At 42.2% G+C, this 16,402-nt stretch carries 18 protein-coding genes; 13 read left to right on the forward strand and 5 right to left on the reverse strand.

Annotation, left to right across the window (positions count from 1 at the left end):
- Window positions 1–42 precede the first annotated feature (42 nt).
- The 5 genes from AC4MCC_RS03745 to AC4MCC_RS03765 all read left to right on the forward strand — a co-directional run bounded on the left by AC4MCC_RS03745 (window position 43) and on the right by AC4MCC_RS03765 (window position 4,148).
- Window positions 43–564 carry an acyl-CoA thioesterase gene (locus AC4MCC_RS03745; RefSeq protein ID WP_004784949.1) on the forward strand — a complete coding sequence of 174 codons (522 nt, stop codon included), beginning with the start codon at window positions 43–45 and terminating at the stop codon, window positions 562–564.
- A gap of 141 nt (window positions 565–705) precedes the next feature.
- Window positions 706–1,269 (forward strand): TetR/AcrR family transcriptional regulator, encoded by a 564-nt coding sequence (locus tag AC4MCC_RS03750; protein WP_491885700.1) that lies wholly within the window; start codon window positions 706–708, stop codon window positions 1,267–1,269.
- Window positions 1,270–1,309: 40 nt separating this feature from the next.
- The gene (locus AC4MCC_RS03755) at window positions 1,310–2,512 is read left to right on the forward strand and encodes an MFS transporter (RefSeq protein ID WP_419364545.1); all 1,203 of its coding nucleotides are present in this window, start codon (window positions 1,310–1,312) and stop codon (window positions 2,510–2,512) included.
- Between the two features lies 1 nt (window position 2,513).
- On the forward strand, window positions 2,514–3,410 hold the full coding sequence (locus AC4MCC_RS03760) for a LysR substrate-binding domain-containing protein (protein WP_419364543.1): 897 nt from the start codon (window positions 2,514–2,516) through the stop codon (window positions 3,408–3,410).
- 123 nt (window positions 3,411–3,533) lie between these two features.
- The gene (locus AC4MCC_RS03765; RefSeq protein ID WP_419364740.1) at window positions 3,534–4,148 is read left to right on the forward strand and encodes a glutathione S-transferase family protein; all 615 of its coding nucleotides are present in this window, start codon (window positions 3,534–3,536) and stop codon (window positions 4,146–4,148) included.
- Window positions 4,149–4,209: 61 nt separating this feature from the next.
- Here the strand turns inward: AC4MCC_RS03765 and AC4MCC_RS03770 are convergent, their stop codons facing one another.
- Both AC4MCC_RS03770 and AC4MCC_RS03775 read right to left on the reverse strand, forming a co-directional pair.
- Window positions 4,210–5,814 (reverse strand): bifunctional 3-(3-hydroxy-phenyl)propionate/3-hydroxycinnamic acid hydroxylase, encoded by a 1,605-nt coding sequence (locus AC4MCC_RS03770; RefSeq protein WP_491880195.1) that lies wholly within the window; start codon window positions 5,812–5,814, stop codon window positions 4,210–4,212.
- A gap of 327 nt (window positions 5,815–6,141) precedes the next feature.
- Window positions 6,142–6,396 carry a hypothetical protein gene (locus AC4MCC_RS03775; protein ID WP_180105064.1) on the reverse strand — a complete coding sequence of 85 codons (255 nt, stop codon included), beginning with the start codon at window positions 6,394–6,396 and terminating at the stop codon, window positions 6,142–6,144.
- Between the two features lie 388 nt (window positions 6,397–6,784).
- On the opposite strand from AC4MCC_RS03775, the gene AC4MCC_RS03780 reads away from it, so the two are divergent.
- The 5 genes from AC4MCC_RS03780 (at window position 6,785) to AC4MCC_RS03800 (ending at window position 11,571) form a co-directional block, all read left to right on the forward strand.
- Window positions 6,785–7,789, forward strand: a complete 1,005-nt coding sequence (locus tag AC4MCC_RS03780; RefSeq protein ID WP_491885701.1) for a CobW family GTP-binding protein — start codon at window positions 6,785–6,787, stop codon at window positions 7,787–7,789.
- A 100-nt stretch (window positions 7,790–7,889) separates the two neighbouring features.
- The gene (locus tag AC4MCC_RS03785) at window positions 7,890–8,420 is read left to right on the forward strand and encodes a YaeQ family protein (RefSeq protein ID WP_208462734.1); all 531 of its coding nucleotides are present in this window, start codon (window positions 7,890–7,892) and stop codon (window positions 8,418–8,420) included.
- An 89-nt stretch (window positions 8,421–8,509) separates the two neighbouring features.
- Window positions 8,510–9,133, forward strand: a complete 624-nt coding sequence (locus tag AC4MCC_RS03790; protein WP_103799665.1) for an MgtC/SapB family protein — start codon at window positions 8,510–8,512, stop codon at window positions 9,131–9,133.
- A gap of 80 nt (window positions 9,134–9,213) precedes the next feature.
- Window positions 9,214–9,552 (forward strand): FKBP-type peptidyl-prolyl cis-trans isomerase, encoded by a 339-nt coding sequence (locus AC4MCC_RS03795; protein ID WP_159123393.1) that lies wholly within the window; start codon window positions 9,214–9,216, stop codon window positions 9,550–9,552.
- Between the two features lie 231 nt (window positions 9,553–9,783).
- Window positions 9,784–11,571, forward strand: a complete 1,788-nt coding sequence (locus AC4MCC_RS03800) for a sensor domain-containing diguanylate cyclase (RefSeq protein WP_491885844.1) — start codon at window positions 9,784–9,786, stop codon at window positions 11,569–11,571.
- Between the two features lie 13 nt (window positions 11,572–11,584).
- On the opposite strand, the gene AC4MCC_RS03805 is transcribed toward AC4MCC_RS03800, so the two are convergent.
- Window positions 11,585–12,031, reverse strand: a complete 447-nt coding sequence (locus AC4MCC_RS03805; RefSeq protein ID WP_159123410.1) for a GNAT family N-acetyltransferase — start codon at window positions 12,029–12,031, stop codon at window positions 11,585–11,587.
- Window positions 12,032–12,423: 392 nt separating this feature from the next.
- Between AC4MCC_RS03805 and AC4MCC_RS03810 the strand changes: the two genes are divergently transcribed.
- Window positions 12,424–12,909 (forward strand): hypothetical protein, encoded by a 486-nt coding sequence (locus AC4MCC_RS03810; protein WP_419374788.1) that lies wholly within the window; start codon window positions 12,424–12,426, stop codon window positions 12,907–12,909.
- A 34-nt stretch (window positions 12,910–12,943) separates the two neighbouring features.
- Here AC4MCC_RS03810 and AC4MCC_RS03815 read toward each other — a convergent pair whose 3' ends face one another.
- Complete coding sequence (locus tag AC4MCC_RS03815) at window positions 12,944–13,825, reverse strand: alpha/beta hydrolase family protein (RefSeq protein ID WP_004784923.1); 882 nt, start codon at window positions 13,823–13,825, stop codon at window positions 12,944–12,946.
- Between the two features lie 157 nt (window positions 13,826–13,982).
- Between AC4MCC_RS03815 and AC4MCC_RS03820 the strand changes: the two genes are divergently transcribed.
- A complete protein-coding gene (locus AC4MCC_RS03820) occupies window positions 13,983–14,255 on the forward strand; it encodes a hypothetical protein (RefSeq protein WP_004784921.1) in 273 nt (90 codons plus the stop codon).
- Between the two features lie 138 nt (window positions 14,256–14,393).
- On the forward strand, window positions 14,394–14,891 hold the full coding sequence (locus tag AC4MCC_RS03825; RefSeq protein WP_005236909.1) for a DUF2505 family protein: 498 nt from the start codon (window positions 14,394–14,396) through the stop codon (window positions 14,889–14,891).
- 53 nt (window positions 14,892–14,944) lie between these two features.
- Here the strand turns inward: AC4MCC_RS03825 and AC4MCC_RS03830 are convergent, their stop codons facing one another.
- Window positions 14,945–16,222 carry an MFS transporter gene (locus tag AC4MCC_RS03830; RefSeq protein WP_419364532.1) on the reverse strand — a complete coding sequence of 426 codons (1,278 nt, stop codon included), beginning with the start codon at window positions 16,220–16,222 and terminating at the stop codon, window positions 14,945–14,947.
- Window positions 16,223–16,402 lie beyond the last annotated feature (180 nt).

A 16,402-nucleotide genomic window follows, 5' to 3' on the forward strand; every position in this document is an offset into this window, starting at 1 on the left:
AATGGTCTATATCATTGTCATTCAAAGAGTTCAGAGAAAACGATGGCCCCTTTAGATCAAATTGCAACAGCATCGGATGACCAGTCAGAGTTAACGATGTCGGTTCTTATGACGCCAGATATGGCGAACTTTTCAGGAAACGTACATGGTGGAACAATTCTGAAATTATTGGACCAGGTTGCTTATGCTTGTGCGAGTCGCTATTCGGGTAGTTATGTCGTAACCCTGTCTGTAGACAAAGTAAATTTCAAAGAACCAATTCATGTGGGTGAGCTGGTGACTTTCCTGGCAAGTGTGAACCATGTAGGTCGTACTTCAATGGAGATCGGTATTCGTGTAGAAGCACAAAATATTCAGAAACGTACTGTACGTCATACCAATAGTTGCTACTTTACGATGGTCGCTGTTGATGAAAATGGTAAGCCTAAACAGATTCCACCGCTGAATCTGGACAATGACTGGAAACGTTGCCGTTTTGAAGCAGCTGAACAACGTAAAGTTGCCCGTCTGCAGGAAAACCATCATCCTTCATGCAGCATCTATAAAAAATCAGCGCATAGTTAAGTACTAAACTTAATTCGCTTATTAAAGAGGCCTTCAATGTGAGGTCTTTTTTTTGCCTAAAAAATCATTTAACTCTGGCTTAAGCTTCTTTTTTAATCTAATATGAAACGATACGTATCGTTTCGTTTTTTGGTTTTAAGCATGAGTGAAGAAGAAAAATGTTCACGGCGTCAGCACAGTATTCTGCAGGCGGTTTCGGATGCACTGGCAGAAGGTGAATATCATCAGCTAACGATTGAAGATGTGGCTGCACGGGCAGGGGTTGGCAAATCTACGATTTACCGCTGGTGGAAACATAAATCTGAGCTGGTACTGGATGCTTTCAAGCAGCGCACAGCAGGGGTATTTGAACTGGATGCTTCACAAAGCTTGCGCAGCAATCTGGTTCAACAACTAACTCTGTTGGTTCAGGCGCTTAATCATCCGGTAGGCCGAGCTTTGCTGGTCGTTATGGCCAATCATCGGGAGCTGGCTGCAGACTTTTTTCAGCAGTATCTATTACCACGTCGAAAGCAGACTCATCAACTGATTCAACAGGCCATTCAACGTGGAGAATTACGTGCGGATTATCCTTTTGATCTGATGCTGGACACTTTATATGGGCCGATTCATTACCAGATCATTTTCTTCAATCGCATGCCGGATGATCAATATATCCAGAATCTGGTAGATCTGGCCTTAAGCCCAGCTTTGATTTCTCCCTGAGTTTAGTTGGTTCTTAAATTTGCTTTAAAAGTTGCGTGTTATGTCTGCTAGTCCTGAGCGCTTATGGAATCGCTCCTTTGTTCTGTGTTTATTAAACAATCTGTTCCTGTTTATCTATTACTTTGCCTTACTGACCATTCTGCCGGTTTATATCATGAAAGATCTGGGCGGATCAGTCAAAGAAGCAGGTTTGGCTTTGACCCTGTTCTTAGTTTCATCCATCGCCGTTCGACCTTTTTCTGGCATGATCATCGAGAAACTCGGCAAGAAATTGGCAATGCGCGGAGCCGGAGTTATTTTTGCCTTATTTGCCTTTAGTTATCTGCTGGTTGATAGCATGTGGTCATTATTGGCAGTACGTTTTTTACATGGGATCTGGTTCAGCATCCTGACGACGGTCACCGTTCCCGTTGCAAATGAGTTTATTCCGGAATCTCGTAAGGGTGAGGGCATGGGCTATTTTGTCATGTCGACTAATCTGGGTGTGGTATTTGGTCCATTACTGGCCTTAACCGTAGTTCAGTTCACCAGCTTTAAAGTGCTGTTTGGCTTGCTTGCCGTGATTATCTCTATCGGCTTGATCTTTTCCTTCATGCTGAAAATTACCGAATTAGCAAAACCTCAAGCTACAGTGGTCGAAAAATCAAAATTCAGCCTGCATGACATTATTGAAGTCAAAGTGCTGGCGGTCAGTTTTGTGGCACTGCTCACTGCTTTTGCTTACTCCAGTATCATGAGTTTTATCACGCCCTTTAGTGAAACCAAGCAACTACTGGCTTATACCGGCATCTTCTTTATTGTTTTTGCGGCCTCAATGTTGTTGGTACGGCCTTGGGTGGGCAAAATTTACGACCGTAAAGGACCAAGTGCAGTTATCTATCCTTCCTTTATTTTCTTTGCGATTGGCATGATGATTGTCAGTGTCATGTCCAGCCAATGGACTATGTGGTTGTCTGCGGTATTTATCGGAATTGGTTACGGTTCATTATTTCCATGTTTACAAACTTTAGCGATTCAATCTGTCGAAAAACAGCGTATGGGCCATGCAATTTCTACCTTTTTTACCCTGTTTGATATTGGACTGGCAGTGGGTTCAGTAGTGATGGGTATGATCATTGCGCAATACGGTTTTGAAAAGACCTATATGTTCTGTGCAGTGATGGTGATTTTCACTTTATTGATCTACCGTCAATATGTGGCTAGGAAGCGACCTTCGATTTCAGCATCTTTACCGGAAGAATAAAATGGAATTAAGACATTTACGCTATTTTGTTACAGTGGCTGAAGAGCTGAATTTCACCCGGGCAGCTGAAAAACTGAATACTGTACAGCCTTCACTCAGTCAGCAGATTAAGGATCTGGAGCGTGAAGTGGATGCGCAATTGCTGGAGCGGAATAACCGCAAGGTTGAGCTGACCGAGGCTGGGCAGGCTTTTTTAAAGGAAGCTTTACTGAGCTTAGAACATGCAGAACGTGCCGTGCAGGCAGCTCGACAGATCGCACATGTACATAAGGGTCAGCTGAATATCGGCTTCGTGCCGGTTGCGGAAATGAAAATTTTTCCTTATATCATGCCGAATATCCGTGCACATTTTCCTGAACTGAAAGCACTGTTTCATAGCCTGACCGATGCAGAACAGTTTAGCGCGCTAAGACAGGGCAGTATTGATATTGCCTTTACCCGTTATCAGGATCAGTCGAATGAGTTTGAATCCGTTCAGATTTTTGATGAGCCACTGGCGCTGATTGTGCCGAAAAATTCTCCAGTCGCAAAAATGCCCTATGTCAGTATCAAGAAGTTTGAAAATCAGGACTTTGTGATTAGTGATGAGCAGGCTTCACCACAGCTGCATAAGATTATTGATGATTTCTTTAGGCAGTCAAAACTGAACGTGAATGTGGTGCAGTATTCCACCAATATTCTGCTAAATGTCAACCTGGTCGGCATGGGTGTCGGCTGGAGTTTGGTACCAACCTATGTGATTCCTTTACTCGGCGATAATATTGTGGTGAAGAAAACGCTGGAACCTTTACCGATGATTGCTCTCTATGTCAGTTACCGTAAAAATAACCAGCATCCTGCGATTGAGCTGATTCTGAAAGTGCTCAAAGAAAAGTTTTGTGTAGACCTTTTTAAGTAAATTATTGATCTTCCATAAATGAAATGTGCTACAGAAATGATCTGTAGCACATGCTTTTTAATCGCAGAAGAAAATCGCTTTATACTGAAATTCAAAAAATAAGAAATCGGTTGAAGCAGAATGATGAAGCTCTATAACAACCCTCAGTCACGCGGCATGACCTTGCTGCCTATCCTTAAAGAACTGCAGATTGAAGACCAAATTGAGCAGGTGGAAGTTCCCTATAAAGATATACATCAACCTGAATATCTTCGGATCAATCCGATGGGTAAAGTTCCCTGTCTGGTTGATCAAGGCGTCGTAATTTCAGAAATGGCGGCTATTATCATCTATCTGGCAGATAAGTATCAGGACAAAGGATTGGCACCCGCTTTAGATGATCCCAGACGTGGTACTTATTTAAAATGGATTTTCTTCTGTCATGGGCCACTGACTGAATATATTGATGTAAAAAATTTACTGGTACCCCAAGAACAGATTGAAAAGGTCCGAACCAGTTTAAGTTTTGGTAACGAAGCCACGGTATTTGATTTTCTTAAACGAGGCTTGTCGCAGGCCAAGCCTTATCTTTTAGGTGAAAAATTTTCTGCTGCAGATCTATATGTAGCCTATTGTCTGATCTTCGCAATGAGTACAAAAATTTTGCCGCCGTTGGAAGAATTTAAACCTTTCCTACAGCAAATGGCACGTCGTGATTCTCTCAAAGATATTTCATGGTTTGAGCAATACCGGACTTAGCTTCTATGTTCATCTATAAATAAAAACCACGCCGTAGCGTGGTTTTTTTGACTGAGGTCAATTATTTGACATGGAGCTTGTTAAATAGCGCCTGACTTGTGCTTTCCATAGATTGAGGAATTGCCAAGGCTGCCACGAAGCGGTCTGGACGCAGGATAACGATAGAGTCCTTGGTCTTGCCGAACCAAGTACGAATGTCCGTACCGATATCGCCAATGGTGATCACATCTTCATATCGCTTGCGTTGTTGATTAGACAACTGAACCGCAGGAATGACATGGATAAATTTCACACCCAATTTTTTCCACTGTTGTATTATTTCCTTGCTTAAGCCCCATTTTGGATCCACACCCCAAGCAATGATGGCGAAGTCATTGCCAATCACTTCATCCAGCAATACAGTTTCACCAGACTCCAGTTTCACCTGCGGCTGAATGAACATCTTACCGACAGGAGAGTCTTTCTGAGTATTGGCCAGCAGGGCACCATCATGATACTTCGGCATAGGCTTAAAGCGCATTTCCAGCAGGTACTGTTTGATTGGCTTGATATAGTTCAATGCGTAAGCAATACCATCACGAACAAAGCCTTGCCATTTTTTTGGTGGAGCAAGGACGTGGCCTGCCATGACTGAAAGATCGATCATCGCTTTGGCATGATCCTTACGTTCCACTTGGTAAGAGTCCAGTAATTCATGACTTGCTTTACCCTGCATCACCAATGCAACTTTCCACGCCAAGTTAAAGGCATCACGCATACCGCTGTTATAACCCTGGCCTTGCCATACGGGCATGATGTGCGCAGCATCACCAGCAAGCAGGATACGGTCAGCACGGAATTTATCTGCAATACGTGCATTGTGGGTATAGACACGTTGACGAATCACTTCGATTCCATCGGTATTTGGTAAAACTTTAGATAGTAGTTTGGCAATATTTTCTGGTTTGCTGAGTTCTTCCTGAGTTTCGCCTGGCATGACCATGAATTCGAAGCGGCGGATGCCGTGCGGCAGGGCAGCCGATACATAAGGACGTACCGGGTCGCAGCATAAGTAAATGTGAGGGGTTGCCAATGGGTCATTATCGATATCAATCACGATCCACTGGTTCGGTGCAGTTTCACCTTCGAATGGAATGTTGAGGGTACGACGTACATAGGAGTTACCACCATCACAGGCAATCAGGTATTGAGCATGTACAACTTCTGTACCACCGTCTTTAGTTTGAACATTTAAAGTTACACCCTCAGCATCCTGGCTGAAATGTGTCAGATGGCGAGAGAAAAGTACTTCAGTTTTTTTATATTGTTTGAGGCCTTCTAGCAGAACGTTATCTACTTGTGGCTGAATGAAAGCATTACGGCGGGAGAAACCAAATTCACGAGTCAGTGGCTGAATGTCTGCGAAGCAACGGCCTTTGGGTGTCAGGAAACGCATGGCATGATTAGGTGTGGTATGCGGCAAGACCTGATCAACCAGTCCTAAAGATTGAATGGTACGCAAGGATTCATCATCAATGCCGATGGCACGCGGGTAATCGATCAGACTATCTAGCTGTTCAACGACAGTGACCTGTACACCCTGTTTGCTCAGGTAGTTTGCAATCGTTAAGCCTACCGGGCCAGCACCCAAAATCGCCACTTCAGTGGTGTAATTTGTATTGCTCATAGCGAATGTCCATTCAATCAATTCAGGATTGAGACTATTAAGGAACAATCAAGAGCGCTAAACAAGCTAGTCCATAGTAGGTCATGTCTATCAAAAAGATTTGGTTGAAAAGATTTTAATTTTAATAAATTATTGATAATAAATAATAATATTTAAATTTATTCATAAGATGAATCAATCCTATGATCATTTCTGGCTATAGTGAATAGCCTATAACGTATAAAAAAGCTGAATCACGCAGTTGCATGATTCAGCCTCAGTCTACATCCGGCAGCACAGGTCGAACCTACTGGAGATTTACTGCACGAGATGTTGCTTTAAACCTGATTAACGATTCGATGTCGACTTAGTCGTTTTTTTACCATCTTTGTCTTCTGTAGCAGCTTCAGACGCAGCAGGCTGGTCAGCAGGTCCAGCCGTGGTTACATTTGGATTTGGGTTATTCGTTGCAGGAAGTTCCTGAGTTGTCACAGTGACTTTCTGTTCCTCAGTGGTCTTCGTGTCAGTGGTATTGTTTGCTGCAAAACTGGTAGCTGCGGCTGCAGTAAGTGTTGTTGCAAGTAAGATTTGTGCATATTTCATGTTGAGCATCCTTTTTATTACATTTATAAACTGCCGAATGACCATCACATCAATCCGGCAGGAATTCATCCTAAGCATGAAAATTTTATGGAGCAAAGCAATTAACAAAAGCCGCACGAAGCTGTTAACCAAGCAAATACAATCATTGGAAATTTGTTTTCTTCTGTTAAATGTATAGGAGATTGTTAGCTGGAAATGTGTGTAAATATTTCAAATATAGCGTTTAAGTGAACTAGTTAACGTTAAAAAGTACTTATTACAGGCTGCTATTTTTATTTACACTGAGATAAATAGGATCTACTCATCCAAAAATGAACATTTTTGCAAGAGTCCAGTGCTCTATAATAGTCAGGTTTACTACTTCTAATTCAATTTTTGAGAATCAATTTTGAAAGTTCTTGCCGCTCAGCAGCCTATTCCTGTACACATCATTTCCGGATTCTTGGGTGCCGGTAAAACCACTTTATTAAAATATTTACTGAGCCAGAAACCGGAGCAGGAAGTCTGGGCTGTGTTGATGAATGAATTTGGTCAGATTGGTGTTGACCAGCAATTACTGCCTCAGGATCAGGGCTATGCAGTAAAAGAACTATTGGGCGGATGTTTATGTTGTAGCAGTCAGTTGCCGATGCAGATTGCTCTGTCCCGGCTATTGTCAGAAACTAAACCAGACCGGCTATTTATTGAACCGACAGGACTCGGACATCCCGGGCAATTGCTGGAACAGCTCACCGAACCGCATTGGCAGAGTCATTTGAAAATGCAAGCTTTGGTCACGGTAGTCGATGGCTCACGTTTACATGATCGGGACTGGACGCATCAGAACCTGTATGCGGATCAGCTGAAAGTTGCCAATATCGTGGTCATTTCCCATGCTGATTTGATGACTGAAACTGATCATGCTGCTTTAACTGAACTCAAGTCTGAGTATCAGCCCTATGCCCAGCACTGGCTGATGATAGAAAATGGACAGCTGGATATTGAGCAAATCAAACAGGATTATCAGGGTGCTTCACGTCAGATTCAGCCACTGCTCAAGCAACAGCGCCAAGTGTTGGGAGAGATGCCGGCTGTCGTACATCAGTTGCCTTATCATTATGTTGAAAGTGCACAAGGCTATCAGGTGGCAGGTTGGAAATTGCCGAAACGCTGGCAGTTTGATTTTTATGACCTGCTAGATTTGCTTTGTGAGCAGCAGGACTGGCTACGCATCAAAGGGATTTTTAATACCAATCAGGGCTGGAAAAGCTTTAATTTCAATCCTGATCAGTTTAATTATCAGTCTGCCGAAGAAGGCATTGATAACCGGGTAGAAGTGATTTACCAGACCTCACGTGACTGGCTGGAATTTGAAACCGCCTTAATGCAATGCCGGATTGATCAGGAAAAATAGCTTCAAATCTGCGCAGAGAAAATAGCTGGATAAGACGAAATCTGTCCAGCAAAAATGCAATAAATCTTATATGCTAGGCGCCAAATTTGAGGATTGTATTATGGCGTTAAAAGCGACAATTTATAAGGCAGATTTGAATGTTGCCGATATGGATACCCATCGTTATGAAGACTATCAGTTGACGATGGCGCTGCATCCTTCGGAAACCATTGAACGTCTGATGGTACGTGTTTTGGCTTATGCACGTTTTGCTGGCGAGGCGCTTGAATTTACCAAGGATCTGTTTGAGACTGATGAGCCAGCGCTGTGGGAAAAAGACCTGACCGGCCAATTATTGAAATGGATCGAAGTGGGTTGTCCTGACGAAGATAAAGTCAAAAAAGCCAGCGCACGTTGCAAGCAGGTCGCAGTAGTTGCTTATGGTTCTTCAGTTGATGAATGGTATAAACGTAATTCCAAACTGAAAACGCTGTCGAATGTTGAGGTCTGGAAAATCTCGACCGCCAGCACTGAAGCGGTACAACAATTATGTGAACGTACCATGCAGCTGCAACTAAATATCATGGATGGCGAATGGACCTTGATCGGTGATCAGGCCCAAGCTGTAATTGAGTGGGAACAGTTACAATAACAGCCAATAAGGATGCAAGTCTCGGCTTGTATCCTGATTCAGAAATTGCGTATACCTGACAATAATAAAAATGAAACAGGGATAAATATATGCATCCGGATCTTTATCGCTTGCTCATTGCCCTCGGTATTGGTGCAATTATTGGTGCAGAACGCGAATATCGCAGTAAGTCTGCCGGTTTGCGGACCATGATCATGGTCAGTCTGAGTTCCTGCTTGTTCACGATTATGTCGATAAAAATTGGTCTGGATAGTCAGGATCGGATTGCAGCTAATATCCTCACTGGCTTGGGATTTGTCGGTGCGGGAGTTATCTTTAAAGATGAAAACCGGATTTCAGGTATTACGACAGCAACCACCATCTGGATGACAGCAGCATTAGGGATGGCAGCTGGTGCAGGTTATGAATGGCTAAGTCTGTTTGCTACTTTTATTGTATTAATCGTACTGATTTTCCTGATTTATGTCCAAGAGGGAATAGAAACCTTAAGTCAGGCACGCACCTACCGAATTATCTGTCCTTATCAACGTAAAACCTTAGAGCAATACGAAGAATTATTTAAAACTTATAATATGAAAGTCGTTCGCAGTGTGCAGCATAAAACGGAACATCGTATTAGTGGACGCTGGATTTTAATTGGCTCCGCCGAAAATCATAAAAAATTAACCAACTATTTACTGAATGATTCAAATATCCAGGAACTCAGCTTTTAATCCTTTAAACCTTAAAGCTAAAGGAATTCTGTCTAATCCCGTTTATACTATGCGTATTTGCCAGATAAAGGATATTGGTCATGACCAAAGAGCTAGAAATTATTGATTTGAAAGTGGGTGAAGGGAAAGAAGCGGTTAAGGGCGCGCTTATTACGACTCACTATACCGGCTGGCTAGAAGATGGTACTAAGTTTGACTCATCACTGGATCGCGGTAACTATTTTGAAACTGTGATTGGTACTGGCCGTGTGATCAAGGGCTGGGATCAAGGGATTATCGGTATGAAAGTGGGCGGTAAGCGTAAGTTGATCGTGCCTGCTCATTTGGCTTATGGCGAACGTAAAATGGGAAATATTATCCCAGCCAATTCAAACCTGATTTTTGAAATCGAACTGTATGATGTTAAAACACGTGATTAATTCACTGAAATAAGCTTCATTCATTGTCATGAATGAATGCTGACCGGGTGAAGTTATAGCAATATGGACTTCATCCGATGAACTACAAAAAAAGCTTTGCACTCCCTGCTATTCGACGTAGATTATAAGAAGAATAAAGCACTTTTCAGGAAAATACTGTCTTTGCAAAACGTGATAAGGAACGTCTATTCTGTAATATTGATTTGGAGCATTAGCTGGGTCCTATTAGTGATGATTCCAGTTTTCGCCCAGGCATCTCTTGAATCTTCCTCTGTCACGCAGCACAGTCAACCGCATATTTCCGAAATTCACTTTACTGAAGATCATAGTAGTCAATTGCCCCAAAACTGGCAGTTTTACCCAAATCAGTTTATTACTGAACCAAGTTCCGTACTTAGCCCGCAAGAGGTTCAATTACCTGCATCATTTAAAGACCTGACCGGTTCTAATATTGGCTATGGAACTTTTATCGGGCATTTTAAAATTCCATCAGAATTTATCGGACGTCGGATCGCCGTGCATATTCCGGCTGAATATGGTGCCTATCGAATCTATATTGATGGCAAATTTATTTTGCGTCATGGAGAAATTGCGAAAACAGCAGAAGAGCAGAGAAATGAAAGAGCACCTCGAATCGGTTATTTTGTTCCTGAAAGTGAATATTTCACCATGAGTATTCAGGCTTCAAACTATACCCATCTGCATGGTGGGATTGAGCAGCCTATACGCATTGGAACAGCCGGAACTATTAACCGTCAGTATCAGCAGCTTATGATGAGTATCAGTATGGTCTGTGGACTGGTGCTTGGGGTGGGCTTTTTCACGATTCTATTTTCGATGTTCAGGGGTTCAACCGAACGCAATAGCAAAAGTATTTTTATCTTTGGCCTGTTCATTATTTTTCTGGCCCTGCATAACTTTTTTGCAGCGCCGTATGCCTATTCGATCGTGACTAAGCTCGGTTGGCTATGGGGAACACGCCTGGAATATCTGTTCACTTTCCTGGCGATTCTATTTTTCCTCAGTTATATGTACCTGTTTAATCAGCGCTATTTACATCGACTTATTTATAGTGTTGCCGCAGGACTTTTACTACTGAACTGTGTCGTAACTTTGTTGACCGATCCGGAAACTTTTCAACGTCTGGCCTTGTATAGCGCGATTTTCGGGATAGTCGTGGTGGCCAATTTTATCTATGGCTTTTATCAGACTTTGCATCATAAAGACAATTATTCCCGCTTAACTCTCTATGCGGTCATTTTTCTATGTCTAACCTTTATAAATGACTATTTATTACTGATTAATGTGATTGAAAGTGTGCATCTGTCTTTTATCTCGACCAGTCTGTATGCCGTGATCATTATGTTTCAGCAGTCGCAAAATTATGCCCATCAAACCTATGCGACAGAGCAGCTGAACATGAATCTGAAAGAGTTAAATAATTCACTCGATCAGAAAGTTAAAGCACGTACTGAGCAACTGCGTGCACTGAATGCCAAACTCGAACATCAGGTGAATATTGATGCTTTGACGGGTGCCTTTAACCGCCGCGCTTTAAATGAACAAATTCAGCAACAGTTTTTACACTGTCAGCAACATCCACACAGTACACTGATTTTTGCCATGCTCGATGTCGACTATTTTAAAAACTACAATGACTATTATGGGCACTTAAAAGGAGATGAAATTTTACAGAATCTGGTCAAGGTTATTCAGACAGTACTTCCCGAATCCGCGTATTTAGCCCGTTACGGTGGAGAAGAATTTGCGATTCTACTCACTGATGTACCTGTTCAGGCAGCCTTACAGTCTCTGGAGAAAGTTTTAATCAAGATCCGAGAACAGCAATTTGAACACTTAAATCGGACAGATGATAAATCCTATGTCACGGTTAGTATGGGCATTTCCTGGATGGATCAAGCATGTCTCTATCCAGATATTCATGCACTGATGAAAGCGGCAGATGTACAGTTATATGCGGCTAAGCAGGCAGGGCGAGATCAACTTAAAATGGCATGAAAAATTTTTAATTTTAAAAAGCGTATTTATATAAATGATAATTTTCTTCATTTTCCGATTGAGAATTCGGTGAAAAAAATCCATTTTTTTGATAATAACTTAAAGCTGTTTGAGTTGATTGGACTTTGATTTTATGGATATTTTTACGCACTAAGGATTTGTGCATCTGATCAAAAAGCTGGGTGCCAAACCCGAGTCGCTGGAAACGTGCAGCCACATAGTGCATCAGGATTTCTCCAGTGTCACTGACCAGCAAAAAGCCGACAATCTGATCATTTAAAATATACACCCAGCAGTCGTTATAAAGCATTTCCACAATCAGCTGGGCATGATTAAACTGCTCCAGCCAGCGCTGGATCACGCTGTCTTCACGTTGATGATCCAAAATACAGGATTGAATACTGTCGTGGATGACCTGAATTATTTGAGGTATATCTTGAATCTTCCCTTCACGAATCATAATTTTATTCATTTACTCGACCATAAAGAGGGATCTTTTATTTGAAGGAAAATGCTCAGGAAAACAAATACCAATCGTGTAGCTTTTTGAGTGCATTTGCTAAAGAACCGAGAGTTGATGATCGATTCTGTAGTGATTTGTCTGATTTATTTATCCTGATCAATATTGACCCCTTGGTTTAATTCTAATTTTTTTACAAGATTTTAGACTTTCATTTCAAATTAAATATTGGGAAATAAGGCTCAACTGAAGAAAAAATCCGAAAAGATCTAAAAAAACCCCTCATGTTTGCTGTACAAAAAATAGACTTGTGTTAAGTTGAAAGAAGATCGCCAAATCAAGAATTGGCAGACCGTGATAAAAATAAAATTAACCACACGAGATGATCAATGATTCTTAAATTCCTGATTTTTTCATGTCTAGCCCTGATACTTTATGCGATGTGGTTTATCGGTATGAAAATCTATAGAACCCAGCGGTATGTAAAGAGTAAACGTGTCGAAAAAGAGGATCCGATTTCCAGTAGTACTGAAGACAGTGAATCTGATTCTCAGGAAACCTTGCACGTGGTCGATGCCTATGAGCTGGAACTGTTTGATGACGTGGCGCAATTATTTTTCCAGCATCAGGTTCAGATTCAGGATCGCAATGAAGCAGAGCAGTTACAGCAGGAACTGCTCCGTAAGATGCCGATGCATACCGGTACACAAATCCGTCAGATGGATTTAGGCGAATGGTCAATTTTCTGGAATTTTTATGACCAGTCACTGGAATATTATGTCGGCCGTTATGGAGTATTTTATGCCCATGTCGACCGTTTCGGCGAGGAACACCGTCAGGAAATCAGAACCGATGTTCAACAGGCACGTTATGCTTAGTCAGCTGAAAATTTAAATACTCTAGAGACTAAAATCAAGCTGCATATTTGAGTTGATGTAATTCACTGAACTTGGCGAGCACTTCATCCCAGAGCTGTTCTGCGCCCTGACGGAAATAACCCATATGTCCAATGTGTTTGAGTCCATAATCAGTCGCCTGAATATCAATATAATGCAACGAGGCCTGACGGTAATATTGCATAAAGGCCTGTCTGGATTTAGGTAAGGCCCAAGCATCATCGAGCGCGGCTACGGCATAAATAGGAGTTTTTACCGCCGCATAATGGGCATGCAGGTCTTTCAGTTCAGGATCGGCAAAGAAATAGGTTGGATTTTTGCACCATTTGCGCCACTGACGATAGACATCACGCGGTAAGTCGGCGCCCATATTTAAACGACTCCATGGCAAATAGCCTGTCACCGCTACCATCGGTGGAAAAACAATATTCCAGATTACCTGAACCTTGATTCTTTCAGTTAAAGGCATATAACCATGCCAGCCAGCACCGGTGCCAAAGCAGTACATTGCTTCAATGCAATCATGATATTTGCTTAATCCCAAGGCCTGTCCGCCATAGGAATGGCCAATCATATAAATGTCTAGACTGGTTCGGCTGAGATAATCAATCGCAGCGCTGAGATCATATTGTCCCCAGTCTAAATAGGACATCTTAAAATTCTTTAACCGTTTGGGTGCAGAATCAGCCACCCCGCGATAATCAAAAGTCAGTACCTGAAAACCTGCATGTGCTGCATAATCGGCAAAGCGCCGGTAAAAAGCTTGGGGAACACCTGTCGCACAGGCGATGACAATATTGGCTTTGGCATATTCACTGCGGTAAAGCTTGCCGGTTAAGGTATAGCCATCTTCTGCCAAAAACTGCACGGTTTCAACCTGAACTTTTCCTTGTTGCATACTGGATATCCTTATACGTGGATTGAATCAGGGGAGGTGAATCTATATTATTTTTAATCTGATCTAAGCCATGATGTCAAAACTCACGAGTCGTAAATGACATCTATGCTTACCTATATGGCATGTAATCGCCTCATACAAAAGGAAGGGCTGCCTCATGCTGATTGATTTTCATCAGGCACAATTACAGAAATTTATGGCTTTAGCGACTCAGGTTGAAGCTGAACCGGAACACTATCTACAGTTTGATTCTGTTTCTGATTTTTATAAGGCCAGCTGGTTAAAGAAATTTCCTGCGGGCACGGTCTGGTATGCTTCCGGTCTGGATGATGGTGCAGAAGAATTTCATGCGGTCATTGAGTATCGTGAAGTTCAGCTTTTACTCAGCTGTGGACCCTGTATATCTGCAAAAATTGCCTGGAAACATTGACCTCAATGCCAATTTTTCTCAATAAAAAAATAATGACAGCCGATGTAAAATTGACTTAAATAGCTTATCTTCTCTGTCAGATGATTCATTTGACTTAATTTGAGTCCATAACCCCTAATAAAAATAAGGAAAATAGATATGGCCCACCAGTTTACCGTAAACGCAATTATTCGCGGTGTTTCGATTGATGAGTTTAAACGTCTGGCAAATGACATCAGTTTGCATGAAGCGGTTTGTCATCGGATCCCTGCTCAAAATATGGAAATTCTAGTTTCAGAAAAGCAGGGACACTTGTATACCCTGAAACGTGCCTACAATCTGGATGTCAAAATTCCGGATATTGCAAAAAAACTGCTAAAAGATGCGTTTCGCTTGCAACGTACCGATGTCAGCAACTTGGAAGAAATGACTTCAGTCGTGGAACTAGGTGCCAATCTGCCGATTGAAGCCAAATGTCAGCGTGCCGTTACAGGTGATGAACAGCAGATCCAGTTCCAGTTAAACTGGACGGTGAATGTGAAAGTGCCTTTGGTCGGGGGCATGCTGGAAAAACATGCCGAAGGTGAAATCCGTAAATTCAGTGAGATCGAGATCAGCATTGTGGAAGATGAGCTACGCAAGAATCTGAAAGCTTAAGCTCGTATTTTTACGCTTAAAAAAAGAGCCTGTGAGTCAGGCTCTTTTTTATTTTAGGTTGTTTTTTCAAATTTGCTGCGGTAAAGCAGGGCAGTGAATAAGGTCACTAGACAAACGGTCCAGATATAGTACAGGGCGCCAATATTGCTATACAGGCTTAACCATTGCACCAGTGGCAAGGTAATCCCACCTGCAATCGCATAGGCCAGATTATAGGAAAATGAAATTCCGCTGAAACGGATTTGTGCCGGGAACATTTTCACCATGCTATAAGACACCATGCCCACGGTTCCTGAGCTTAAACCGAGCAACATGTAAAGCATGAACACCGTTGACGCTTCAACATGACCCAGACTGTGATAAAAAATCCCAGCCACTACCGCTACAAATATAGAGCCAAGCAAAATCACTTTACCTGCACCGAAACGGTCAGCCAGTACACCAGCGATAATACAACCGAGCATTTGCATCAGGATTGCAGCACTTTGCATCTTGAACGCATCAGCACGTTCGAAACCAAAACTGGCCACGAGCAAATTTGGCATCGCCAGAATTAACACCACCACACAGCCGGTCAGGAACCAGGTAAATAACATCCCAATGCCTACAGCAGTTTTGTGGCTTAACAATACTTGTTTGACCGGTAATTCTTTCGCCAGTTCTTTTTTCGCTTGCATGGCTTTAAAAACTGGAGTTTCTTTCAAATAACTGCGCAGGTAAAGGGCAATAAAACCGAAAATCCCACCTAGAATGAAGGGAACGCGCCAAGCCCAGTCTTTGATTTCCGCTTCAGTGAACTGAAGTGAAATAAATAGCGACATTAGGGCACCAAGTAGAATCCCGAGCGATAGGCCGGCAGTCAGCAAACCATTGGCAATCCCAATCCGGCGTTCTGGTACATGCTCAGACACGAAGGTCCAGGCAGCGGGAATTTCACCGCCAATCGCAATACCTTGAACTACACGCATCAATAGCAGCAGCAGTGGTGCAGCATAACCAATACTTTCAAAGGTCGGCATGATCCCGATCATGAGGGTCGGTAGCGCCATCAGCAAGATGGATAAACTGAACAGACGTTTACGACCGATCAGATCTCCAAAATGCGCCATCACTACACCACCGAGTGGGCGGAAGAAATAGCCTGCGGCAAAGATGCCATAGGTATTCAGCATGGCCCAAAATGGACTCAGGGTACTTGGAAAGAACAGTTCGGAAATTAGTTTGGCGTAGAACACATAAATGACAAAATCATAGAATTCCAGTGCGCCACCTAGGGACGATAGTCCGAGGGTGCGTTTGTCAGCACGGCTCAGATAGGGTTGTGCATTCATGTGGTCGTTCCATTATTTAATATCCATGACTTGAGTGCTGATTTTAAAGAAGGGTTATTTTCTTGAATAATCAATCTTTCTTTGTTTAACCTAAACTAAAAGTTATTAAAATTTAAACGAATAAAATTATTTGGAATATTTTGATTATTTATTTTCCTTTTAAGTAAAATTTTTAAAGCA

The sequence above is a fragment of the Acinetobacter sp. CAU_H_56 genome, assembly GCF_058599425.1.

What these genes read in the sequence shown, in the direction of transcription:
- AC4MCC_RS03815 (WP_004784923.1), bottom strand. Translation starts at nt 13,825, where the DNA reads ATGCAACAAGGAAAAGTTCAGGTTGAAACCGTGCAGTTTTTGGCAGAA.
- AC4MCC_RS03745 (WP_004784949.1), top strand. Translation starts at nt 43, where the DNA reads ATGGCCCCTTTAGATCAAATTGCAACAGCATCGGATGACCAGTCAGAG.
- AC4MCC_RS03825 (WP_005236909.1), top strand. Translation starts at nt 14,394, where the DNA reads ATGGCCCACCAGTTTACCGTAAACGCAATTATTCGCGGTGTTTCGATT.
- AC4MCC_RS03790 (WP_103799665.1), top strand. Translation starts at nt 8,510, where the DNA reads ATGCATCCGGATCTTTATCGCTTGCTCATTGCCCTCGGTATTGGTGCA.
- AC4MCC_RS03805 (WP_159123410.1), bottom strand. Translation starts at nt 12,031, where the DNA reads ATGATTCGTGAAGGGAAGATTCAAGATATACCTCAAATAATTCAGGTC.
- AC4MCC_RS03750 (WP_491885700.1), top strand. Translation starts at nt 706, where the DNA reads ATGAGTGAAGAAGAAAAATGTTCACGGCGTCAGCACAGTATTCTGCAG.
- AC4MCC_RS03770 (WP_491880195.1), bottom strand. Translation starts at nt 5,814, where the DNA reads ATGAGCAATACAAATTACACCACTGAAGTGGCGATTTTGGGTGCTGGC.
- AC4MCC_RS03785 (WP_208462734.1), top strand. Translation starts at nt 7,890, where the DNA reads ATGGCGTTAAAAGCGACAATTTATAAGGCAGATTTGAATGTTGCCGAT.
- AC4MCC_RS03830 (WP_419364532.1), bottom strand. Translation starts at nt 16,222, where the DNA reads ATGAATGCACAACCCTATCTGAGCCGTGCTGACAAACGCACCCTCGGA.
- AC4MCC_RS03820 (WP_004784921.1), top strand. Translation starts at nt 13,983, where the DNA reads ATGCTGATTGATTTTCATCAGGCACAATTACAGAAATTTATGGCTTTA.
- AC4MCC_RS03800 (WP_491885844.1), top strand. Translation starts at nt 9,784, where the DNA reads ATGATTCCAGTTTTCGCCCAGGCATCTCTTGAATCTTCCTCTGTCACG.
- AC4MCC_RS03775 (WP_180105064.1), bottom strand. Translation starts at nt 6,396, where the DNA reads ATGAAATATGCACAAATCTTACTTGCAACAACACTTACTGCAGCCGCA.
- AC4MCC_RS03765 (WP_419364740.1), top strand. Translation starts at nt 3,534, where the DNA reads ATGAAGCTCTATAACAACCCTCAGTCACGCGGCATGACCTTGCTGCCT.
- AC4MCC_RS03755 (WP_419364545.1), top strand. Translation starts at nt 1,310, where the DNA reads ATGTCTGCTAGTCCTGAGCGCTTATGGAATCGCTCCTTTGTTCTGTGT.
- AC4MCC_RS03795 (WP_159123393.1), top strand. Translation starts at nt 9,214, where the DNA reads ATGACCAAAGAGCTAGAAATTATTGATTTGAAAGTGGGTGAAGGGAAA.
- AC4MCC_RS03760 (WP_419364543.1), top strand. Translation starts at nt 2,514, where the DNA reads ATGGAATTAAGACATTTACGCTATTTTGTTACAGTGGCTGAAGAGCTG.